Origin of the sequence: Methanoregula boonei 6A8 (assembly GCF_000017625.1) — an archaeon.
GTDB lineage: Archaea > Halobacteriota > Methanomicrobia > Methanomicrobiales > Methanospirillaceae > Methanoregula > Methanoregula boonei.
This window is the reverse complement of the sequence record NC_009712.1, coordinates 1213809-1235918: the sequence shown is the minus strand read 5'-3', so window position 1 is coordinate 1235918 and position 22110 is coordinate 1213809. Positions and strand designations below refer to the sequence as shown.

Sequence of the window (22110 nt, the reverse complement as noted above, 5' to 3'; positions counted from 1 at the left end):
ATGTCAGGCTTTGAGATTAAATCGTGCGGATCCCGGCGGGTAGAGGATCAGGAAGCGCTCCGGTAAAAGAGTAGCGCCGGGAGGGAGACGAGGAGCGCAACGATGCCAAACGCAAGACCTATTGCAAGCCCGGTACCGATCAGGCCAAGAAGGAGGAGAAATCCCCCGGTAACTGCCGGGATGTTAAGCGCAAGGAGGCATATCCCGGCTATTGCCAGGATTACCAGGCCGGTAAGGGCATTTTTAAGATCCTGCACGCTGGGAGAAAACGAGAGCGCAAGGCTCGTGACCAGGTACAGGTAAAGAATAAACCACGGGTTAAATGCCACAATAAGGTTCTGGTACAGCGTAGTTCCAATTGCCGCAACCAGAGGATATAGTGACTCTATCGAGCCAAGCGAGGGTACGGCAGTTGAAAATGAACAATCGGCAAAGGTGCCAAAGAGCCACGTGAGTGCGGCAAGAACGAGCGGGAGAAAAAAGAGAGGGGCAGTACTGATGATCACATCCCCAAGAACCGGTATCGCTGGCGGGGAATACGAGACCATACCTCCCTCTTTGGAGAGTAGCACGACCTTTTTGATTTTTGCACCGGTAATAAGGCAGCCGATCACATGGGCGCATTCATGGAGGATCACCCCGGGAGCACTGACAATGAGATAAAATGAGGGGTACCTCAGCGAGTGTGCCCAGATATGATCGAGCAGGTGCGAGATCCCCATGATGATAAGACCGGCGCAGATAACCGTGGCAAATGTTTCCATGGCCGGAGTAATCGGGAAGCTCATTAAGTTGTACTTCCGGCATTATGGGTAAAAAAGCACACGCCGGTTCTATGGCACTTCTGAAAGGATAATATGGGCAAAGGACGATGGAACCGTATGCAGCCCGGAGAATACCCGGACACTCATAATTCAGGCACCATGCAAACGCGCCGGTCATCCAATCGTCTGGCCCGTGAGACAAGCCCGTACCTGCTCCAGCATGCGTCCAACCCGGTGGATTGGTACCCCTGGGGAGGGGAGGCATTTTCCCGTGCCAAACGTGAAGACCGGCCACTCTTCCTTTCTATAGGATACTCTGCCTGCCACTGGTGTCATGTGATGGCACGGGAATCTTTCGAGAACAACGAAGTTGCCGGAATTCTCAACAAACATTTTGTCTGCATCAAAGTGGACCGCGAGGAACGCCCGGATGTCGACAGCGTGTACATGGGGATCTGCCAGCAGCTGACCGGGCAGGGGGGCTGGCCGCTTACCATTATCATGACACCGGAGAAAAAACCGTTCTTTGCCGGGACATATTTCCCCAAAACCGGCAGGGCCGGGATGCCGGGGCTTACGGATATTCTCATCACTATCGCCAATCTTTGGGAAACAAGACGTGATGAACTGTATGCAGCCGCGGAACAGATCCTTTCTGATGCACACCTTTTGCACAAAAGCCCGTCAGGGGATCCGGACCGGCACCTGCTGGATAAAGGCTTTCGGGAACTTGCTGCGCAGTTCGATTCTGCAAATGGAGGGTTTGGCCGCGCACCGAAATTTCCGGCTCCCCATAACATACTATTCCTCCTCCGGTACTGGCAGATGACAGGTGAGAACCGGGCGCTTGATATGGCAGAGCAGACACTGGATGCGATCAGGCAGGGTGGGATCTGGGACCATGTCGGAGGCGGCATGCACCGGTATGCAACCGATGCCCGTTGGCTCGTCCCGCATTTTGAGAAGATGCTCTCTGATCAGGCAATGCTTGTGCTTGCCAGCACTGAAGCGTATGCTGCAACCGGAAAGATCCGGTACCGCACCATTGCCGAGGAATGCATTGCCTACGTACTCCGCGAACTACGGGATCCCGGGGGAGGGTTTTACACTGCCGAGGATGCTGACAGTCCGGCAGGAGAAGGGGCATACTACCTGTGGACAGAAGAGGAGATCGCCCGGATTCTTGGCCTGGACGCTGCATTCGCATCCATCCTGTTTTCGTTGACGCCGCTTCCCGGTTCCGAAAAACACGCCAGTATTATTTCTGCTGCCGGGCCGGACCCGGTTCTCCTGAAAAATCTTGGGATCACAGAGCAGGAACTTATTTCCCGCCGGGCTGGTATCTTACGCCGGCTCGCACACGAGCGGGAGAAGCGTCCTAAACCGGCCCGTGACACCAAGATCCTGACAGACACAAATGCCCTCTTCTGCACTGCCCTTGCCCGGGCCGGCCGGGTATTGGGAAATCCTTCATACACCGATGCCGCAGCCTGCACCCTCCGGTTTCTCCTGCAAAATATGAGAAATGGTGAGGGCAGGATCCTGCACCACTCCGGTGGAGGAGAACATGCAGTTCCCGGTTTTGCTGATGATTATGCGCACCTTGTCGCTGCACATATTGAACTTTACAAGGCAACATCCGACATTGCCTGTATCAAAGAAGCCGTTACGATCAATGCCCTGCTCCTTACGCACTACCGTGACAAAGAGGGCGGGGGATTTTTTACTACTGCGGATACCGCTGTGGATCTGCCGGTGCAAAAAAAAGAATGGTATGATGGCGCAGTCCCGTCAGCCAACACGACCGCCTTTGAAAATCTCACCGCTCTTTACCGGCTCACCGGCAATGATGTATTTAACGAAGCGGCGCTTGAGTGCGCCAGGTTTATCACCGGTGCTGCTTCCAGGGCACCCCATGCGGTCACCGGGTTCCTTGCAGCGCTCGCATGTTCCCCCTTAACTGGAAATACGCAGGATCTTGTGATTGCCGGTGATCCAGCAAATGCCGGCACGCAGACCCTGCTTGCCGTGGCACGCAGGCAGTACCTCCCCGGTCTGCTTATCCTGCTCCGGCCACCGGGCAAAGCCGGCGATGAAGTGGATACAGTTTTTCCGGTTGTACAGGGCAAAGTTCCTCATGAGGGAAAGGCAACTGCATATCTTTGTACCGGTTTGGCGTGTCTGCCCCCGGTAAGCGATCCGCAGGAACTGGTAAATCAACTCTCCATGCGGGATAAAAAAAACCGGCCCCTAAACAAAGGTTAGCCGGAAGTATGTATCAATAAAATTTACATGTTTTTTAAGGCAACCAGATCGCGCACGCCAACAAGCTTCCAGACAAGCGACCGCTCTTCCTCGGCAATCTTTGCCGGGGGATCTGCGGTAGAATGTCCAAGGGCAGCAAGGATATTGCAGGAGAGCCCGCGTTCCACAATCAGATCGACAAATTTTTCCCGGATGATCTTTTTCTCAATGGAATCGCTGACTTCCTCAAGATAACCCTGGAGGGTAACAAAGGTATAAGACGAAAGATCCTTGGTGTACTTTTCGATCTCTACTGACACATGCGGGCTTTTCCGGAAATATTCCTGTTTTTTACCATATTTGGTGGAGAGGAAATACATAAAAGACCCGTCGAACACATACAGGAACGGTGCAATATAAGGGTATTTTTCCCCCTGGAATGCGATACGGCAGACATACCCTTTCTCAATAAGCCGATCATATTCCTGTTTTTCCATCCGCGGGATCTTCACGACCTCCATCCACACGCACCAATCCTGATTCAGAGAGGAAGATAATAAATCTTCGTAAATGGGGCCGGATATCCGGGATTATTCGTCCCGTTGGACGTTCCGGCCATCTGTCCCATCTCTTGAAATCGCGGTGTACGGGTAGCGCAGGAGCAGGGATTTTCCTGAAGGAAGAACCGTTTCCTTGAGAGTACGGCAAATCTCCTGCAGGCTTACCGGGAAGTACCCTACCACTTCTGCACTGACATTGATCTGTTTTCTTTCCGGATCAATGTACGGAAACGCGCGGAGATCATTATTGTGGTGGTGGCCATGGATCACCCACCCGGTATAGCCGGAAGGGGCTTCAGCGGGATCATGCACAAGAAGGAAATCCATCCCGTTGCATGCGATCCGGGCAGAAGAAACAGTCTCACCGGTGTCGCGGTCATGGTTACCCCCAATGTACGTAACCGTGCCATTCAGGAGGGACTTGTACTCTTTTTCGGTGCGTGCTCCTTTCCCGTACCGAAGATCACCAAGGAAGTAGACCCGGTCTCCCGGGGAAATGGTGTAATTCCAGTTGGCGACAAGAACCCGATCCATTTCGTCAACATCTGAAGGGACAAACGGGCGGGAACAATACCTGATGATGTTTGCATGACCGAGGTGAAGATCCGATATCAGGAAGACCTTGCCGGGCGGGTGAGGAAACTGGCCGGAACGTTCAAATCCTGCAGATACCCGGTACCGGGCCATGCTCTCCTGCCAGGATCGGTCATCAGGGATCTCTTCTGGGGCAAGCCACCTCTGCTGCATCAGGTCATATTCGCCAAGAATCTCATTCTCGCGCATCACCGTAATCCTGATACCGGCATCATCAAGCAGGACCGGCCGGATAGGGACTGCCTCAAGGTTCAGGAAATGCCGGATCGGGCCGGACAGTGCTGCAAAAAACGCTCTCATCGGGGAAAAAAAGGGGTGCGGCGGAGACAGATCGTCAGAGGCCAATTGCGTGCCTGCGGGAAGACCCGCCATTATTGCTCCTGCCTTTCCCGGGGGAAGATGATTTGCAATGGTGGCATGGTACCATTTGAGCCCGGGATCCTGATCCCAGGGATTCAGGCTGGTGGTAATCCTTGTAAGAGCACGGGAAAGCCCTGTAGCCAGTTCAACAAAATCCGGGGACGGCAGGATGGAAAATGCCACAACACCCCCGTGCACCCCGTCACGGCGTTCCCATTCACCAATCGTAAAAGGAATTGCGCCGTATGGAGCAGCACATGTCGCAATCGTATCAAGGAGATCCTGTTCGCATACAAACTCCCCGAGCGTGAACGGCCCAAACAGGGTCACATGCGGATGCCGCTCCCGGTAGTGCCCGACACCGAATTGTTGTGTAATGGCCCGCGAGAGTTCCTTGATCCGCCACCGGGTCCGGGCAAGACGGATCTCAACAAGGTAGGTTTTGCCCATGGAAACATTCGCCCAAACGAAAGTACCGGTGTATTTGCCGCAGGCAGTTAAAATGCTGACCAAAAACCTTTGTAGAAAAAAGATGAGTGATCGGCAAGAAAGGCACATTAATATTTTTTCCGGACTGCAATATACCACAAGGCAGCGGCAGCAATAGCGATTGCAGCCATCACGATCTCCGCTGCATATTGGACATAAAAGGGCGTCTCGCCGGCTGCCAGTTTCTCAGCCTGGGCAAGGTTGAGCTGGAGATAGGGATACTCAGGATCCAGGGTTTCAACTTTCTGGAATGCGGCAACACCCTCTGTACACCGGCCCATTCCGCAGAGAGCATAACCTTTGTTAAACCATGCCTCGGCATTATCCGGATCAATGCTGATTGCCTGGCTGAAAGCATCCAGCTGCATCTGGTAATAGGTATTTGCAGTGGCCTGATCCTTGAGCTGGCTCTGGTAGTAATACCCGATATTATAGAGGATCTGTCCCCGGTTGATCCATGCCGACGGGGATGATGCATTGAGTGCAAGTGATTTATTGGATGCATCAAGCGCAAGTTTGAGCGTGGCAAGCGGGTCTGAGGTGTACTTATTGGCACGGTTGAACACATCGGCTACACCATTCCATGCCTCCGCATTACCGGGGTCAAGTACAATTGCCTGCTGATATGCCTGGAGGGCCTGGGTGTAATTCCCGGCAGCAGTCAGGCTCTGCCCGGCCGCATACCATCCTGCCGCATCGGTCGGATCTGATAATGCCGGGGGAACAATAACAGTGCAGACTGCAAGAAGGAAAAGAATACACACAAGGGATCGGGTTCTCATACTACCGTATATATAAGACAGAATTCCCAGATAAGAATTGCTTTGCCCCCGTCTCTCATTTCCCCAGCACAAGGATATGCCGGGTAAGACTTTTGTGTACCCGCTGGGTATGATGCTGGAGCACAGCCATATGCTGCACGGCAATGCAGGAAATATCGCGGTGTGTCACAACAACCGCCCGGGCACCCGGTTTTAAAATACGATTGATCTCACCGAGCGCATCATAGTACAGGCGCTCCATGGTATCCGCTTTTTTGATGCAGACGGACTGGCCGTACGGGAAATCCGTCACAACCGCATCCACCGAACGATCACGCACCGGCAGGCTGGTGGTATCAGCAAGAAGGAGGGTACTTGAGCTCACATTACCGGCACTTCCCCGGATCATCATGGGGTCAAAGTCACTGCCAATTGCATTCATAGAGAGTATCTCTGCCTCAATCAGGATACCTCCGGTCCCGCAGAACGGATCAAGCAGGATTGCCCCGGAACCGCAAAGCGAGAGGTTGACCAGTGTCCGTGCCATACGGGGCATCATGACACCGGGGTGGAAAAATTCCCTCTTACCGGGGTTCCGGGCATCATATGCCCCGCGATCAATCCGGTACAACACCCTTCCAAAATAGCACCGGTCCTGCGAGAGGATCGCACGGTATTCCTCAACAGGATTAACCAGCTGGACCGGTCCGTTGATCATGGTGCCGATCAGGCGTTCGAATTCCCGCTGGGAGCAGGAATTCTTCAACTGGCAGCCCTCATGGACCAGCCTTGCACGGCCGGCGAACGGTCGATCCGTAACAATACTGAGATCCAAAAGAAGTTTCCGGAATGAGGCAGGATCCGGGTCACATTCGCCAAGGTATTCGAGTACCCCATGGGTCATTGCCAGGCGCAGGGTGTTGTTTGGGTGTGCGCATTCAGCCACGGCAACCTGCGGCCGGGCCTCCAGGACACGACCGACACATTCCAGCTCGGCGCACGGCAGGGTAGGATTTTCCCCCGAGAGCTCAAAAAGGAGCTTCATTCCCACAGGTATGGGGCGGCTGCCCAGAAATACCTGTGCGCGGGGGAATATCCGGAGTGTTCCTCAGCCGTGCCTAACATAGGGTACAGGTCCGGAAGCACCACTTAGGAAACTGATGCAAAAAAAACCAAAGAAAAATTAGTTAATGGTAAGTCCCTGTTCGACGGCATTCTCCGGAACTTCAAATGTGGTACTTGTTCCCTCAATCTGATAGGGACCGGTTGCATGTACTCCGGAGGCATCACCGGTAGTTGAATAAGGAACAATAAATTCCCCGTTTATGCTTTCCTGGCTGTACGTGAAATTCCTGCCCTGGTTTGTGACCAGAGGAATCTCGATAATCCCGGATCCTTTAATACGGGCCCCCTTGACGTATTCAAAGATCTTTACATAGCGGATATCTGTTGTATTGGTGCTTGTTACTGATGTGGGTGATTCGTGGACAAGCCGGTAGTGTTGCAGTGCCGGAATATCTGTAATTGGCGATGAGAAGTCCAGGTTAAGCGCAGCCGCATGGTACCCGGCCCGGGCCTGCTGGTTGTACTGGGCAGCAGCGGCAAGCGCATCGGATGCATTCATCTCTTTTACATCCACGATGGCAGGTAGTGAAGTCTGGGAGACTGAGGGATCTGCGTATTCAACATAATAGGCAGAGCTTGCTGCAGCCATGGATCCATCGTAGTTATGGAGCCGCGAGATCATGGTGGAATAATATGCAGGCGCGTTGAGCATCACGGACTGGTAGGTGGAGGGGTTTGAGGGATCGGGCATCATTAAGGAGGTCTGATAGGATCCGTACGATGAACTGGTATTGTAAAGACTATACCACGTGGCCATTGCATAGAACTTGCCGGTATCCATCTCGACATCGGTGATCACGTATTTTGTCCCATCATGGTCCAGGATTGTGTCAGCAACAGATTCCGACGGGGCCATGAAAAAGGCCGCGGATCCGTCCGGCCCGGTTACTCCTGCCTGGAACGGATTTGCATTGGGGATCCGATGCGCGATATACGTGATCAGGTGGCCATAATCCCACCAGGACATCACGCCATAGGAGGTGTTGGGGTAGGCAAACGTATCCTTGTCATAGATGGCATAATAGTTTACCCCGGTATCAGGAGTGTTGTTTGCCATCCATACAAGTGCCTCCTGCCAGTCCGGGTTAAGTGCCTGGGTATCGCTAGAAGCCGCAGTATAGTTTGCTGTTGCTGAAAAGATGATGAACAGCGCTGCAAGGATCACAGTGCCGGAAAAGATCACCATTGCCGGTATGTCATTCTCGTGGCGGATCTCGCGTTTTGCTTTTGCACCTTTGCCTTTTCCTTTTTTCTGCCGGTCCCCGCCAGCCACCCCTTCGGGTGCACTACTGTCCCTCTCTCCCGGAGCAGTAGTGCCAGATGAAAGTCCCAGGCGGGAGAACACCGGCCTGGCCCCGTAGTCCCATGCGCATCCCAGGCATATCGCTGAGAGAAGGGCTACGTTTACCGCAAAGTAGTATTCATATTTAATCCGCTGGATGGTGCAGACCAGCATGGCAATGGACCAGATAAGGATGAATACTTCACCCTGCTCCTCCTTTTCGTAAGTCTGCCAGATCAGGAGAAGGATGCCGCCGGTCGCCAGGATCAGGCCGAAGTTGAACGTGGACCATGCCCGTGCCAGGGTCCAGGGAATATCCTCTTCAACCGTGGAGATGATCGGTGCCTGGCCAAAGAACCCGGCAAGCCCGTTGGTAAATTCCGAGAAAAGTGCCGGGTACAGGATCGCGAGGATTGCTGAGAAAAGGATTGCAATTGCGGCTAGTGATGCAAGATAATAGTATTTTTTCCGGTCCTTGAGATAATCTGACCAGAGGAACAAAAAGAGGGTAGCTGCGATCAGCAGGAAATAGGCAAGGACCGGGCCAGCCGTATACCGGGAAAGGTCAAGACCCGGCTGTTTGAAGCCAAACAGGAGAAGGCCGATAATAACAACACCAAATGTCACCGTGTTGACCAGTGCAAGGTACAGGTTCGGGATGGATCGATGGTGATTGACCACGGCCTGGACAAAGGTAAAGACCGCAACAATCAGTGCAAAAACGATCATGGTCTCGATGTTGAGAACCCCAACAAAGAACGCGATGCCGGAAAGCGCAGCAAAGAACAGGATCTCTTTATAGGTGGTAATATCCGAAAGAACGATTGTAGTCTTTTTGGCCCGGAGCAGGGTATAGAGGTAGAGCAGGCAGAATAGGGCACTAAAGAGAGTCTCCCCGATATGGTGGTATAGGGAACCGTACATGGAGCGGAAGAAGAACTGCCCCGAGATAGAAGCGATCATAAATGCAGCAAACAGGCCGGTCTTCCAGTCTGCCACCGTTTTGCCCAGCCAGTACATGACAAAGACCATGGCTACGGCTTCAAGAACCGGGATAAAGAGGGAGACTGTGATGACCTGTGTCGGTGTGGTGGCATGGACAAGGATTGCTGCAAAGGAGCACAGGTACGTCAGGAGCGGGCCCCAGTAGACCGTTGATCCAACCGGGTACTGGGTCATGGGATCAAACCATGCATAATTAGGGAAGTTTGCGAGGGTCAGATCAATCTGGCGGAGTGCATACATCGGGTCATCGGGCTGCACGAGCGAGAAAACATCACCGTTACCCAGATTGAGTAAGGGTAAGATCCGCAGCCAGAACATAAAGAGGGCGGATATGACCAGAAGTGCAAGGATGAAATAGGTCCGGTGTTTCGGGTTGTTGAACAGGTCCATGGGATTCACCACTACAGTTCCGGGAATTTCTTAGTTTCCGGACGGATAAGACTGATCCTGTCTGGTAAGACCTTGTCCGCCGTAATGGATCCCCGACTGTCAGTCCAGCATCGGGACGGGGAGGAGAAATAGCATTCTGACTAGTGGAAAAAAGAGATAAAAAAAATTATTTCTTTCCTTTTTTCTTTCCCATGATGCCGGAGAAGATTCCTCCAGGCTTGTCGTTACCCCCTTCAAGTTCGGCAAGTTTCTGGTAGAGTTCCTTAGCCTCTCCGGATATGTTCTTAGGAGTAACAACCTTTACCCGGACAAGGAGATCACCATGCTTGCCGCGTCTCTTGACGCCTTCGCCGGCGATCCGCAGCGCAGTGTTGTACTGGATACCCGCCGGGATCTTCAGGTCAATGTGCCGGTTGTCAATTGTTTCAATCTCGACAGTTGTCCCAAGCACGGCAAGGGCTGGCGAGATCTCAATGATCGTTTCAAGATTGTCCCCGGTGCGCTCGAAGCGTTTGTGAGGGAGTACAAACATCTCGATAAAAAGATCGCCGTTGGGAGCTCCGTAATCCCCCGCTTCACCGTAACCCTCCATCCGCAGGCGCATCCCGCTATCCACGCCCGCCGGGATATGGACAGAGACCTTGCGTTTCACGCGGGTATGACCGGAGCCATGGCAATCACGGCACGGCCGTTCGGGGATCTTGCCCCGGCCGCCGCACATGGTACAGGGCATCATCCGGACAAACTGGCCAAACACAGACTGCTGGGTCTGGCGCATCTGCCCGCTCCCGCCACACCGGGGGCAGACATTGGTCTTTTTAGTCTCGCTCCCGGATCCTCCACAGGCAGGGCAGGCCTCGCTGTGCAGGACTTCGATCTCCCGGTCGGTGCCCGCCACTGCCTCTTCAAGCGTGATCTGCAGGCGCATCAGAAGATCGGCACCGGGCTGAGGGCCCGATCTGCGCTGTCCTCCGCCGCCAAAGAAATCAAAAATGTCACCGAACCCCGAGAAATCGGAGGAGAAACCTCCGCCATACCCGCCAGCGCCGGTGTAGGACCCCTTTGAGGCATTGGTAAAGGTCTCATGGCCCATATTGTCGTACTGGGCCCGTTTCTGGGAATCGGAGAGAACGCTATACGCCTCGTTGATGGACTTGAACTTTTCTTCTGCTCCCGGATCCTTGCAGACATCCGGGTGGTACTTCCGGGCGAGATTGCGGTAGGCTTTCTGGATCTCCTTCTCGTCGGCCATCCTCGGTACACCGAGGGTCTCATAGTAATCGCCCATGCTACACCACAGATTAATTCCTTTATATACTCATGCTCTTCCCGTTAATACTCTGCGTGTCGTAAGCGCGATTTTCAGAGTAATCGCCCGAGACCATGGATATTCACTCGTCTTTGACTTTGTAATCTGCGTTAACTACGTTATCGTCAGTCTTCTTTGGTTCAGCGGATGGATCGGGGCCTGCACCGCCAGCCGGGGCTTCCTGCTGGGAGGCGGCCTGCTCGGCCTGCATCTTCTGGTAGATCTTGGTAGTTGCTGCATACACGGCTTCGGTCAGGGTCTCCATGGATTTCTTGATCTCATCCGGGTTGTCCCCGCCAAGAGCAGCCTTTACCGCAGTAACACCCTCTTCTACTTTCTGTTTGTCGGCAGCATCGAGCTTGTCGCCGCTCTCCTTGAGCATCTTTTCTGCGGTAAAGACTGCGGTATCTGCCTGGTTGCGAACCTCAATCTCGTCGCGTTTTTTCTTGTCTTCCGCCTCGAACTGTTTGGCCGCATCCATCATTTTCTTGATCTCTTCATCGGAGAGTTTCTTGTCGCCTTTAATGGAAATTGCCTGTTCGTTGCCGGTCCCGAGATCCTTTGCCGAGACGTGGATGATACCGTTAGAGTCAATATCGAAAGTAACTTCGATCTGCGGGATCCCCCGGGGGGCCGGAGGGATACCGGTCAGCTGGAACTTACCCAGCGTGAAGTTGTCTTTTGCAAGCGCCCGCTCGCCCTGCACAACATGGATCTCGACACTGGTCTGCCCATCAGCTGCAGTTGAAAAGATCTGGCTCTTTCTTGTGGGAATGGTGGTGTTTCGCTCGATGAGCTTTGTAGCAATACCCCCAAGCGTCTCAATCCCCAGCGTGAGCGGAGTCACGTCAAGAAGTACAATGTCTTTAGTCTCCCCGGTCAGTACTGCCCCCTGGATTGCCGCGCCAAGCGCAACGCATTCATCCGGGTTAAGTCCTTTATCCGGTTCTTTTCCCAGCAGTTTCCTTACAGTATCCTGTACCAGCGGGACACGGGTTGATCCGCCGACAAGAAGGACATGGTCGATATCCTTTGGCTCAAGTTTTGCATCGCTCAATGCCTGCTTGACCGGTCCCTCCGTTGAGGTGACGAGATCTCCGATGAGCTGTTCCAGTTTTGCCCGGGTAAGATCTATATTGAGGAATTTTGGTCCTGTTGCATCGGTTGTGATATAGGGCAGGTTGATGTTCGTGGTCTGGCGCTGGGAGAGTTCAATCTTTGCATTCTCCGACGCATCACGCAGGCGCTGCATGGCATAGATATCATTTTTGAGATCGATGCCCTCCTTCTTTTTGAATTCCTCAACCAGGTAGTCGGTGATAAGCTTATCAAAATCATCTCCGCCGAGGTGATTATTTCCCGCAGTAGATTTTACTTCAAATACCCCGTCGCCCAGAGTGAGAATGGATACATCGAACGTGCCGCCACCAAGGTCATAGACAAGAACGGTAACATCCTGTTCCTTGTCTATTCCGTAGGCAAGGGCGCTTGCGGTCGGCTCGTTGATGATACGCAGGACTTCAAGGCCGGCAATCTTTCCGGCATCTTTTGTGGCCTGCCGCTGCGCATCATTGAAATATGCCGGGACCGTGATGACTGCCTTTGCGATCTTCTCCCCAAGATACGCCTCTGCATCAACCTTGAGTTTCTGGAGGATCATTGCGGAAATTTCCTGGGGAGTGTATTCCTTATCGCCGATTTTTACTTTTTCAGGTGTTCCCATCTTCCGCTTGATCGACTGGATCGTCCGCTGGGGGTTGGTTACCGCCTGGCGTTTTGCAAGGCTCCCGACAAGGCGTTCTCCTTCCTTGGTAAACGCGACAACGGACGGGGTTGTCCGCGCTCCTTCACTGTTGGGGATTACAATGGGTTTGCCTGCCTCCATAATCGACATGCAGGAGAAGGTAGTCCCAAGGTCGATACCCAGAATTTTCTCGTTTGCCATTTTGATTCAATCCTCCTAATTGGTTACTGTAGTTATTCAGACGCTTGTTTCCTCGTTTGAAGGGTTTCCTTTCGAAACTGCAACCTTTGCATACCGGATTACCTTGTTATGCATCCGGTACCCCGGAGAAACCACGTCGATGACCGTTCCTTCCTTCTCATCGGAAGGAATATGTGCGACAGCCTCGTGGACCCCGGGATCAAATGAAATTTTTTGTGCATCTATGGGTGTGATACCATGTCGTGCAAGCACTCCGGCAAGCAGCTGGCGGATCTGGTCAACACCTGTGCGGAGATGATCCTCATCGGCTTTGAGTGCACGGTCCAGATTGTCTGCAATCTCCAGGATATCAACGGCAAACCGTTCGTTTGCCAGCTGAACCTGGGTTTCATGGTCCCGTGCGATCCGCTTCCGGTAATTGTCGAAGTCCGCTGCAAGCCTGAGGTACCGGTCATTGAGCTCTGCGTACCGCTTCTTCTGCCCGGCAAGTTCATCGTTCTGCCCGGGCGGAGAGGGTACCGATGTCTCCGGCTCTGCGGCCGGGGTCTCCGGCACAGGGGTGGTATCGTGATCTTCCATAGCACATCCCATTCGATGTTCCATTATCTATTGAATTGTGGTTCTATATAAATAATAAGTACGGCACAATGACTGTTGACAGGGTGCAAACGGAAATTTAAGAGGGAAACTGCATCCGGTTTATCCGATCCGGACCGGCCTTGACTGCCTTTCGGAACCGCGGAGTATTTCCCCATAGTCGCCAGAGCATCTGACATAGTTTTTTGCACCGGCTTCCTGTCAGAAAATGGATCAAAAAGATACTGCCGGTTTCCTCTTACCAGGGGGAATTTCTGGAGAAAACAGTCTTATTCTTCGCACCAGCACCTGCTGGAAAAACCTGCCGGGAATGCAGCGGGGGTCTGCCCGGATGGATCCCGGCCAGGGTAAAAAGGCAGTTTTGAATCGGAGTTGCCGGACTAACACATCTTTTTTGTCCTTTCTGTGCGTATATACAATCATGAAATGGGCGCTTCTTTCAGTCTGGGACAAGACCGGGATTGTGGATCTGGCACAGGCACTAATTCAACACAATTTCAGTATTATGAGCTCCGGGGGAACCGGGACGGCACTTGCCGGGGCGGGCATCCCGTTTACTGAGGTATCCAGATATACCGGCTTCCCCGAGATGATGGATGGCCGGGTCAAAACCCTCCATCCCAAGGTACATGGGGGATTGCTCGGGAGACGCCAAATCGACGACGCGATCATGGCAAAGTACGGGATCAACCGGATCGGTCTCCTGGTCGTGAATCTCTACCCGTTTGAACGGATGTCCCGCGAGTCCCTGCCTCTTGAAAAACTGATAGAATATATCGATGTAGGGGGTCCGGCCATGATCCGGGCAGCAGCAAAAAATTTTAAGGATGTTGCCGTTGTAGTGGATCCCTCGGATTACCCGGAAGTTGTTAAAACCCTCAGCAGCAATGTCGGGTTTTCCCATGAGCAGCGGCTTATTTTTGCAAAAAAGGCATTTGCCCGGACTGCAGCATACGATGCCGCAATCAGCAACCATCTTTCAAACCTTGACAACACGTTCCCGCCCATCCTCACCCTCCAGTTCACAAACGGCCGGATGCTGCGGTACGGAGAGAATCCTCACCAGCAGGCAGCCGTGTACGGCACCACCGGCATTGCAGGTGCAGAGCCCCTGCAGGGCAAACAGATGTCGTACAACAATTATCTGGATGTCAATGCCGGCACGGCGCTTCTGGCAGAATTCGAAGAACCCACGGCAGTCATCGTGAAGCACAACAATCCCTGCGGTGTCTCTGTAGGGACGGATATTCTCGAAGCATACCTGTCTGCCCGGGATGTCGATCCCGTATCTGCTTATGGATCCGTGGTCTCCCTGAACCGCGAAGTCGATAAAAAACTGGCCGAGGCCATTGACTCAACGTTTGTTGAAGTCGTGGCAGCCCCGTCTTTTACCCGGGATGCTGTCGAAGCAATGAGGAAAAAAGAGAATATGCGGGTGCTCATCCTTCCCGAGAGGAATACATCCGATGAAGTCCGCACCATTGACGGCGGGGTCCTGGTACAGCGGACACCGGCATACCAGGAGAACTGGCAGGTCATTACTGATCGCGACCCGACGACCGATGAAATGTCCGCACTCAGGATCGCCTGGAAAGTCTGCAAGCACACCAAGAGCAATACGATCATCTTTGCCGATCAGAAACGCACGCTGGGTATAGGTGCCGGGCAGATGAGCCGGGTCGATTCGGCAAAGATTGCCATTGAAAAAGCCTGTGCACCACTTGCGGGATCCGCTGTAGCTTCCGATGCCTTCCTCCCCTTCCCCGATACGCTGGAAGTGGCGGCAAAGGCCGGAGCAACCGCACTTGTGCAGCCGGGCGGATCTATCCGGGACGACGAGGTTATCAAAGCCGCAAACCGGCTGAATGTGGCGATGGTCTTTACCGGTGTAAGATATTTCAGACACTAAATATAATCCCGTATTTTTCTATTTTAAGCCAGATTTTTGGATAATTATATATTCTGCGAAGTCGTCAGAAACTAATTAAACCATTTGTGGCGCGATAGTGTCGCGGTTGGTTTCGCACGAAGTGCACTGGTGAATGAAATGGACTACGGTATGTTGATCGGGAATTCCTATACCTATGTGAAGGAAGGCATCATTGACAAGGTTAACAAGTGGCTGCTGCTCATGATTGCCACACTGATCCTGACCCTGCCCCTTATGGGGTATATTATGAACGTTTACCGGGGGACAAATCCCGCACCCGAGGTGGAAAACTGGATAAAACTACTGGTTGACGGGATTCTTCTCTGTATTGTCGGACTCATCTATGCAATACCGGTGATCATCCTTGAATTTCTCACGATAGGGGCGACATTTGCAACAACGATGACGGAGAACCCGACCGCTGCGATCGCGGGTATGGCAGGTGCGGGAATCCTTGCAATAATCCTGATCATTGTAGCCATTCTTGTCGCCATTATCTCACCAATCGGCATCATCCGGTTCGCACGGACCGGTTCCTTTGGGGAGGCATTCAATTTCAGGGAGATTACGGCCACCATAAAAAAGATTGGCTGGCTGACATACATCCTCGCACTTATTGTTGTAGCTATTGTAGTCGGGATACCGGCACTCATCCTCTGGATTGTCGTACTGGGACTGACGTTTGCGCTTCCACTTGTCGGAATTGTTATCGGGGCACTCCTCCTGCTGATCGTACTGCCTCTTCTTGCAGTCTTTGAAGCGCGGTATCTCACGCAGATCTACGATAGCGCGGAAGTTGCCGGACCTTCAGCCGGTCAATAATTATCCGGCAGAACCCACGTCACTTTTTTTAATAAGTTCTTGATAAAATGCGGGAAAAAATGATGTTGAAGAACGGTTATCTCAGCACCGCACCAAGGTTTGCCTGCCCGACGGTCTTTGCATAGCGGGCAAGGACACCGGTCACCGGCCGCATCACCGGTTTCCATGCGGCCTTGCGGGACGTGAGGACTTCTGGATCCACCAGCAGGTCAATGGTCCGCATAAACAGGTCCACGGCAATCCGGTCGCCATCCTGCACCAATGCAATCGGGCCACCGACAGCAGCCTCAGGTGCAACATGCCCGATACAGGGCCCTCTGGTTCCGCCAGAGAACCGGCCGTCAGTGATCAGGACTACGTTTTTATAGCCCACACCCATAAGTGCCGAGGTTGCAGAAAGCATCTCGGGCATCCCCGGCCCACCACGAGGCCCCTCATTCCTGATGATCACCGCATCACCTTCATGGATCTGCCGGGAAAGGATTGCTGCCATTGCAGGCTCCTCGGACTCGAAGACCCGGGCGGGTCCGGTATGTTTCCAGATCTCTTTTGGAACAGCGGCAGATTTGACCACGGCGCCATCGGGAGCAAGCGAACCAAAGAGTATGCGAAGCCCACCGGCCGGACTTACCGGGGCATCCAGGGATCTTATTACCTGCTCGTTTTTGATCATTGCATTCCGTGCAACCTGGTAAAGAGACAGACCGGAAACGGTCGGACAGTCGTCAAGATGTTTTTCCAGCCTCTTAAGTACAGCAGGTATACCACCGGCCCTGTAAAGTGCCTGCATAGAGTAGGGGCCAGCCGGAAGCATGTGGCAGATATGCGGGATCTCATCTGCGATGCGGTTGAAGTCTGCAAGAGAGAGAGGGATCTCAGCCTCGGTTGCAATCGCCATAAGGTGCAGTACGGTATTGGTTGATCCTCCTAATGCCATATCCACGCGGATTGCGTTTTCCAGGCTCTTCTTGGTCACGATATCCCGGGCAGTACTGTTTTTCTTTACCAGGGGAATGATTGCTTCGCCACTCTCCCGGGCGATCCGCAGTTTTGCCGCCTCCACGGCAGGAACAGCTGCACAGCCTGGCAGGGACATGCCCATAGTCTCGGTCATGCAGGCCATGGTGTTTGCCGTGTAGAGCCCCTGGCAGCTCCCGCAGCCGGGCATGGCGCAGCATTCCAGTTCCTTAAGGGCATCTTCTTCCATGGTACCGGCAGCAACCTTTCCCACTCCTTCGAAAACATCAATGAGTGAAAGATCTTTACCCCCGCTACTGCCGGGAAGCATTGCTCCGCCGGTGACAACGATCGTCGGAATATTGGTCCTGACGGCAGCCATGAGCATGCCGGGAACAATCTTGTCGCAGGTACCCACACACACAAGACCGTCGAACCGGTGGGCCTGTACCATGAGCTCAATGGAGTCAGCGATATTTTCACGGGAGGGAAGGGAGTACCGCATCCCTTCATGTCCCATCGCGATCCCATCGCAAATGCCGATCACGCCAAATTCAAAGGGGACGCCCCCGGCCGCGGCAATTCCCTCTTTTACCTTATCTGAAAGCTGACGCAGGTGCGTATGACCCGGCACGATGGTATTGAATGCATTGGCAATACCGATAAACGGGAGTTCTATCTCCCGATCCGTAACTCCCAGCGAGCGCAGGAGAGAACGATTCGGAGCCCGCTCGTACCCTTTCCGTATGGTGTCGCTTCGCAGATCTGTCATTATTTTAATGGTTACTCTGCTGGAGGCATGAATCTGTTGCCATGCACACCAGATAATCTGCCCGGCAAACGCCCGGTGAAATGATGGAGCCGGGGAACCGACCGGTTTTTCTTAACCGGCAAAATTCAATATTTGCAATTGGCCTGTCCTTCCTTTGCGCCATCCAATACCCGGTCTCACATTGTGCCGCAATACTGACTTACTCATTTTTTTTAAGCATACTTAAATATCAGAAAAAAATGTACACATCTGTAATGACTAAGCGATTACATTGTGCAATATTGGTAGTGGGGATCGTATTCATGCTCCTTGTCGCCGGGTGCGTTACCCCTCCGAAAAGTTCATCCGGGTCGACATCGGGAGGAAATTCTGTTGTAACCGAAACAAGCACGGAAGAGACTGCTGCAACTCCTGCGTATGTGACAGCAGCAACACCATTTGTAACCACCAGTGCAGCACTCCAGGGTACTGGATCAGGATACAGCAATCCCTATGCCACGCCGACACCTATCGCCGCAGATCTTTCATGCCAGATCTACCAGAATACACAGTATTTCTCTTATAATTCAACCGCGGTCGCATTCGATCTAAAAACTCCCCCCATGTATATCACCTACTCCGTAGTTCCGTTCAACATCACGGTCACTAAGGTTGTCCAGGTAAATCAGGGAGGTAGTAGTGGAGATCAATGGGTTACCCTGCAGTACTCCGATTATGCACCTTACTCATGGTTCCAGATCAGCGTTTTGGATAAATCAACCGGGAATCTTGATTACCAGGCGGGATTTGGGAAAGCACCGGGTATCTCAAATCTCTCTGTTTATCAAAATGCTACGCTTGGACCTATCCTGAATTCCGGGGATCTTCTCGTCCAGATGACCGGAAACAACATTACCGCCACGACCGGGATCTGGGTCAAACCCGTGGGCAATTTTGATGATCCGCAAAACCAGACATTTACCCAATGCCAGTACTGGAACGGTCAGCGCCAGAACTATATCCCTGTGGCAACGACCACTGCTACCCCTACGTGGACGCCGGTAAACGTGCAGACGCCCAACGATTGATACTGCAAATTAATCTTTTTTTGATGAAATGTCAGCTGGTTTCTGCGGTAACTGACGCTCTCACCCGGTAAACGGTGAGATATTTAAGCGATGAAAACGATGTAAGTAAGGCAGGCACCCAAAAACACACACGTCCCGGTGGGGTAGTGGACATCCTAGAAGCCTGCGGAGCTTTTGACCCGGGTTCAAGTCCCGGCCGGGGCGCTTCACTTTTCGAAATAACTCTCTGTATCAGAGAGATAGCCATTTCATGACATTTGACACGACTTTTCGAAATAATTGTCAGAAAAGATCCTTTAAGCGATAGAATTATCCCGGGATAAGGATTCAACAAATCAAAAAAAAATTGAATTTAAAGCGCAGGCTTTGTCTTCAGCGCTGCAACAAGCAGGTTAACACCGGCTTCTATATCCCCTGTATCCAGGACTTCCACCGGGGAGTGGATGTACCGTGTGGGCGGGCTGATAGTGGTACTTGGCACGCCGCCGCGGGACAGGTGAATAGAGGTTGCATCGGTTGTCCCCCCGGTACCAACCTCGTACTGCACGGGAATCGCGTTTGTTTCAGCAGCATTTTTCAGCCACTGGACAACCTTGCGGCTGGCAATAAGTCCTCTTCCGCTGCTGTCGACAATGGTGATAACCGGCCCTTTTCCCATTTCTACTGCTGCATCCTTCATATCAATCCCCGGGTGATCGCCGGGAATGGTAACATCCGTAGCAATGGCCCAGTCGGGATCGATTGTATAGGCGCTGGTCTTTGCCCCTTTGAGACCCACTTCTTCCTGCACGGTAAAGACGGCGTAAACCGTGAACGGGGACTTCATTTTCTGCATGGTCTTAATAAGCATTGCAACACCGGCCCGGTTATCAAATGCCTTACCGGTAACGCGGTTATTCGCGAGTTCGGTAAATTCGCGATCAATCGTTACCGGCGTGCCAACCTCAATACCCAGCTCCGCAACATCGTCCTTGTTTTTTGCCCCGATATCGATGAACATGTCGTCGGTTTTCACCCCTTTCTTACGTTCATCTTCGTCCATCATGTGCGGGGGCTTGCCACCGATGACACCGATCCGGTCACCTTTTGTCCCATGGACGATCACGCGCTGGTTATAGAGTGTTGGCCCGTACCACCCGCCAAGAGTGATGAACCGGAGAAAGCCCTTGTCATCGATATACTTGACCATGAGCCCGATCTCGTCCATATGGGCGGCAAGCATCACCTTTGACTTGTTACCATGCCTGACTGCAATGAGATTTCCCATAGGATCCTCGGTGATCTCATCAACACAGCCTTTGAGTTCTTTTTTTATTAAGGCAAAGACACTGCCTTCACTTCCCGATACCCCGTGGGCATTGGATAATTTCCGTAATAATTCCTTAACCATGGTACTCTCCTGTTGCCTTTTTGATCCTATCAAGAGCTTGCATAAGATTCTCCCGCGATGCAGCATAACTGATCCGGGCATAATCAGGTGCATTTGCACCGAATGCTGAGCCAGGGGTGAGAATAACCCCGGATTCGATAATATTCTGAACCAGCGCCGGTTTCATCGGCACAAACGCATAAAACGCCCCTTCCGGGACCGGGAACGAGAAACCGATATCGGAAAGCCCCCTGCAGAGCAGGTCACGGCGTGCATGGTATTCATCCCTCATCTGCTGCACCGGTGCCTGATCTCCGGTGTACGCTGCAAGCGCAGCATACTGGGAAATTGAGGTAGCACATGCCTGGCAGTACTGGTGCACCTTGAGGCACTGGCTGACAACTTCCGCCGGAGCCGCAAGGTACCCGAGGCGCCAGCCGGTCATCGCGTAGGTCTTGCTTGCCGCATTTATCGTGATCACATTGTCGCCAAACCGTGCAGCACTCACGTGCTTTTTCCCATAGATAAAATGCTCGTATACTTCATCACTGACGATGGTGACCCCGGCATCTCCCGCATATTCAACGAGTGTCCGGATTGTCTCTGCGCTCTCCACGGCACCGGTCGGGTTGGCCGGGGTGTTGAGGACAAAAAGGCGGGCACCATCCATAAGAGCCTGTGCTTTTTCCAGATCGATATGGAAAGTTGCATCAAGCGGGACACCCACCGGCCGGCCTCCGGCAAGTGTTGCAAGCGCTGCATACGAAACAAAACCCGGGTCAGCGCAAAGGACACGATCCCCGTCGCTCACAAGAGCCTGCATGACAATATGGAGGGCCTCACTTGCACCGGCAGTAACGAGTATCTGATCTGTGGAGTACTGCACGTTGTTCTCTTTTCTGAACTTGGTGCTGAGCGCTTCCCTGAGCTCGGGTATCCCCGTGTTGGGTGTGTAACCTGTCTTTCCCTCCCGGATCGCCGCAATGGCAGCATCCTTGATATGCTGCGGCGTATCAAAATCCGGCTGACCCAGGCCGAGATTGATCGATCCCGGCCCGGCAGCCTCAAAGATTTTCCGGATCCCGGAGATCTCAATGCCCCTGACCCGCGATGAAAACCGTTCCATCATTTTTTTGCACCCCTGGTTATTCGATATTTGCATGCCGGTTCTTGAGCGCAGATTCGTCGGTCTTGGTGATCTCCATGAGCCGGGAGATCACCGCATCGGAAAAGATCATGGAAGCCGTTTCAAAAAGCGTCCCCAGTGGCGCAAACGATTTGTGGTCGCCAAGCATCTGGCGGATCTCAAATTCCGCGGCATCGTCGCGGACATCATCGCGCTGGGTTTCGATGATCACTTTACAATCGGCAATTTTGCCGATCCGCGAATCCGCGTTTGAGGTGATAAGGCCGATGTGTGCCCCGATCTCCTTTCCGGTCTCAGCAATGTCGGCGACAGTCTTTGTTTTTCCCGACCCGGAAAAAACAATGATGAGATCGCCCTTCTGGAGGGCCGGCGTGATTGTCTCACCAACAACATACGACTGGAGGCCAAGATGCATCAGGCGCATGGCAAATCCCTTTGCTACAAGTCCAGACCTGCCGGCACCCATAACATAGATGCGCCGGGCTTTCAGAATCTCTGCAAGAAACCCTTCGACATCATCAGCGGAAAGGGAGTTAGCAACCGATCGAATTTTCGATGCCATCAACAGCATCATTTCCTGAACCCTGTGATCATCCATCCTTCTCGCTAGGAGTGTGCAAT

General features: G+C 52.9%; 17 protein-coding genes and 1 tRNA gene. 5 read left to right on the top strand and 13 right to left on the bottom strand.

Going from position 1 to position 22110, the window contains the following annotated elements; genetic code table 11:
• Window positions 1-47 precede the first annotated feature (47 nt).
• Window positions 48-788 (bottom strand): metalloprotease family protein, encoded by a 741-nt coding sequence (locus tag MBOO_RS06345; protein ID WP_012106764.1) that lies wholly within the window; start codon window positions 786-788, stop codon window positions 48-50.
• Between the two features lie 93 nt (window positions 789-881).
• On the opposite strand from MBOO_RS06345, the gene MBOO_RS06340 reads away from it, so the two are divergent.
• On the top strand, window positions 882-3029 hold the full coding sequence (locus MBOO_RS06340; RefSeq protein ID WP_232385639.1) for a thioredoxin domain-containing protein: 2148 nt from the start codon (window positions 882-884) through the stop codon (window positions 3027-3029).
• Between the two features lie 23 nt (window positions 3030-3052).
• Here MBOO_RS06340 and MBOO_RS06335 read toward each other — a convergent pair whose 3' ends face one another.
• From MBOO_RS06335 to MBOO_RS06300, 8 genes are all read right to left on the bottom strand, one after another.
• A complete protein-coding gene (locus MBOO_RS06335) occupies window positions 3053-3529 on the bottom strand; it encodes a pyridoxamine 5'-phosphate oxidase family protein (protein WP_012106762.1) in 477 nt (158 codons plus the stop codon).
• Window positions 3530-3598: 69 nt separating this feature from the next.
• Complete coding sequence (locus tag MBOO_RS13035; RefSeq protein ID WP_052291897.1) at window positions 3599-4972, bottom strand: 2'-5' RNA ligase family protein; 1374 nt, start codon at window positions 4970-4972, stop codon at window positions 3599-3601.
• Between the two features lie 107 nt (window positions 4973-5079).
• The gene (locus tag MBOO_RS06325) at window positions 5080-5793 is read right to left on the bottom strand and encodes a tetratricopeptide repeat protein (RefSeq protein WP_012106760.1); all 714 of its coding nucleotides are present in this window, start codon (window positions 5791-5793) and stop codon (window positions 5080-5082) included.
• Window positions 5794-5848: 55 nt separating this feature from the next.
• Window positions 5849-6817, bottom strand: coding sequence for a TRM11 family SAM-dependent methyltransferase (locus MBOO_RS06320; protein ID WP_012106759.1), 969 nt, complete (start codon window positions 6815-6817; stop codon window positions 5849-5851).
• Between the two features lie 138 nt (window positions 6818-6955).
• The gene (locus MBOO_RS06315) at window positions 6956-9574 is read right to left on the bottom strand and encodes an oligosaccharyl transferase, archaeosortase A system-associated (RefSeq protein WP_012106758.1); all 2619 of its coding nucleotides are present in this window, start codon (window positions 9572-9574) and stop codon (window positions 6956-6958) included.
• A gap of 166 nt (window positions 9575-9740) precedes the next feature.
• On the bottom strand, window positions 9741-10862 hold the full coding sequence (gene dnaJ, locus MBOO_RS06310) for a molecular chaperone DnaJ (RefSeq protein ID WP_012106757.1): 1122 nt from the start codon (window positions 10860-10862) through the stop codon (window positions 9741-9743).
• 103 nt (window positions 10863-10965) lie between these two features.
• Window positions 10966-12828 carry a molecular chaperone DnaK gene (gene dnaK / locus MBOO_RS06305; protein WP_012106756.1) on the bottom strand — a complete coding sequence of 621 codons (1863 nt, stop codon included), beginning with the start codon at window positions 12826-12828 and terminating at the stop codon, window positions 10966-10968.
• Between the two features lie 36 nt (window positions 12829-12864).
• A complete protein-coding gene (locus tag MBOO_RS06300; RefSeq protein ID WP_012106755.1) occupies window positions 12865-13407 on the bottom strand; it encodes a nucleotide exchange factor GrpE in 543 nt (180 codons plus the stop codon).
• Between the two features lie 439 nt (window positions 13408-13846).
• On the opposite strand from MBOO_RS06300, the gene purH reads away from it, so the two are divergent.
• Both purH and MBOO_RS06285 read left to right on the top strand, forming a co-directional pair.
• A complete protein-coding gene (gene purH, locus MBOO_RS06290) occupies window positions 13847-15334 on the top strand; it encodes a bifunctional phosphoribosylaminoimidazolecarboxamide formyltransferase/IMP cyclohydrolase (protein WP_048068637.1) in 1488 nt (495 codons plus the stop codon).
• A 138-nt stretch (window positions 15335-15472) separates the two neighbouring features.
• Window positions 15473-16177, top strand: a complete 705-nt coding sequence (locus MBOO_RS06285) for a DUF4013 domain-containing protein (RefSeq protein WP_012106753.1) — start codon at window positions 15473-15475, stop codon at window positions 16175-16177.
• 76 nt (window positions 16178-16253) lie between these two features.
• Here the strand turns inward: MBOO_RS06285 and ilvD are convergent, their stop codons facing one another.
• Entirely contained in the window at window positions 16254-17906 is a 1653-nt protein-coding gene (gene ilvD / locus MBOO_RS06280) for a dihydroxy-acid dehydratase (RefSeq protein WP_012106752.1), read from the bottom strand.
• 302 nt (window positions 17907-18208) lie between these two features.
• On the opposite strand from ilvD, the gene MBOO_RS06275 reads away from it, so the two are divergent.
• Together MBOO_RS06275 and MBOO_RS06270 are read left to right on the top strand one after the other, a co-directional pair.
• Window positions 18209-18973 (top strand): hypothetical protein, encoded by a 765-nt coding sequence (locus MBOO_RS06275; RefSeq protein ID WP_157677617.1) that lies wholly within the window; start codon window positions 18209-18211, stop codon window positions 18971-18973.
• A gap of 132 nt (window positions 18974-19105) precedes the next feature.
• Window positions 19106-19177: transfer RNA gene (locus tag MBOO_RS06270), tRNA-Arg, on the top strand.
• Window positions 19178-19325: 148 nt separating this feature from the next.
• Here the strand turns inward: MBOO_RS06270 and MBOO_RS06265 are convergent.
• The 3 genes from MBOO_RS06265 to hxlB are packed head-to-tail and all read right to left on the bottom strand — an operon-like array spanning window position 19326 to window position 22087.
• Window positions 19326-20363 (bottom strand): M42 family metallopeptidase, encoded by a 1038-nt coding sequence (locus tag MBOO_RS06265; protein WP_012106750.1) that lies wholly within the window; start codon window positions 20361-20363, stop codon window positions 19326-19328.
• On the bottom strand, window positions 20356-21471 hold the full coding sequence (locus MBOO_RS06260; RefSeq protein ID WP_012106749.1) for a pyridoxal phosphate-dependent aminotransferase: 1116 nt from the start codon (window positions 21469-21471) through the stop codon (window positions 20356-20358). The genes MBOO_RS06265 and MBOO_RS06260 overlap by 8 nt, the downstream gene beginning before the upstream one ends.
• A gap of 16 nt (window positions 21472-21487) precedes the next feature.
• Window positions 21488-22087, bottom strand: coding sequence for a 6-phospho-3-hexuloisomerase (gene hxlB, locus MBOO_RS06255; protein ID WP_048068338.1), 600 nt, complete (start codon window positions 22085-22087; stop codon window positions 21488-21490).
• Window positions 22088-22110 lie beyond the last annotated feature (23 nt).

What these genes read in the sequence shown, in the direction of transcription:
- MBOO_RS06275 (WP_157677617.1), top strand. Translation starts at nt 18,209, where the DNA reads ATGCTCCTTGTCGCCGGGTGCGTTACCCCTCCGAAAAGTTCATCCGGG.
- MBOO_RS06325 (WP_012106760.1), bottom strand. Translation starts at nt 5,793, where the DNA reads ATGAGAACCCGATCCCTTGTGTGTATTCTTTTCCTTCTTGCAGTCTGC.
- MBOO_RS06265 (WP_012106750.1), bottom strand. Translation starts at nt 20,363, where the DNA reads ATGGTTAAGGAATTATTACGGAAATTATCCAATGCCCACGGGGTATCG.
- MBOO_RS06300 (WP_012106755.1), bottom strand. Translation starts at nt 13,407, where the DNA reads ATGGAAGATCACGATACCACCCCTGTGCCGGAGACCCCGGCCGCAGAG.
- MBOO_RS06260 (WP_012106749.1), bottom strand. Translation starts at nt 21,471, where the DNA reads ATGATGGAACGGTTTTCATCGCGGGTCAGGGGCATTGAGATCTCCGGG.
- dnaK (WP_012106756.1), bottom strand. Translation starts at nt 12,828, where the DNA reads ATGGCAAACGAGAAAATTCTGGGTATCGACCTTGGGACTACCTTCTCC.
- MBOO_RS06285 (WP_012106753.1), top strand. Translation starts at nt 15,473, where the DNA reads ATGGACTACGGTATGTTGATCGGGAATTCCTATACCTATGTGAAGGAA.
- purH (WP_048068637.1), top strand. Translation starts at nt 13,847, where the DNA reads ATGAAATGGGCGCTTCTTTCAGTCTGGGACAAGACCGGGATTGTGGAT.
- MBOO_RS06340 (WP_232385639.1), top strand. Translation starts at nt 882, where the DNA reads ATGCAGCCCGGAGAATACCCGGACACTCATAATTCAGGCACCATGCAA.
- ilvD (WP_012106752.1), bottom strand. Translation starts at nt 17,906, where the DNA reads ATGACAGATCTGCGAAGCGACACCATACGGAAAGGGTACGAGCGGGCT.
- MBOO_RS06345 (WP_012106764.1), bottom strand. Translation starts at nt 788, where the DNA reads ATGAGCTTCCCGATTACTCCGGCCATGGAAACATTTGCCACGGTTATC.
- hxlB (WP_048068338.1), bottom strand. Translation starts at nt 22,087, where the DNA reads ATGGATGATCACAGGGTTCAGGAAATGATGCTGTTGATGGCATCGAAA.
- dnaJ (WP_012106757.1), bottom strand. Translation starts at nt 10,862, where the DNA reads ATGGGCGATTACTATGAGACCCTCGGTGTACCGAGGATGGCCGACGAG.
- MBOO_RS06335 (WP_012106762.1), bottom strand. Translation starts at nt 3,529, where the DNA reads ATGGAGGTCGTGAAGATCCCGCGGATGGAAAAACAGGAATATGATCGG.
- MBOO_RS13035 (WP_052291897.1), bottom strand. Translation starts at nt 4,972, where the DNA reads ATGGGCAAAACCTACCTTGTTGAGATCCGTCTTGCCCGGACCCGGTGG.
- MBOO_RS06315 (WP_012106758.1), bottom strand. Translation starts at nt 9,574, where the DNA reads ATGGACCTGTTCAACAACCCGAAACACCGGACCTATTTCATCCTTGCA.
- MBOO_RS06320 (WP_012106759.1), bottom strand. Translation starts at nt 6,817, where the DNA reads ATGAAGCTCCTTTTTGAGCTCTCGGGGGAAAATCCTACCCTGCCGTGC.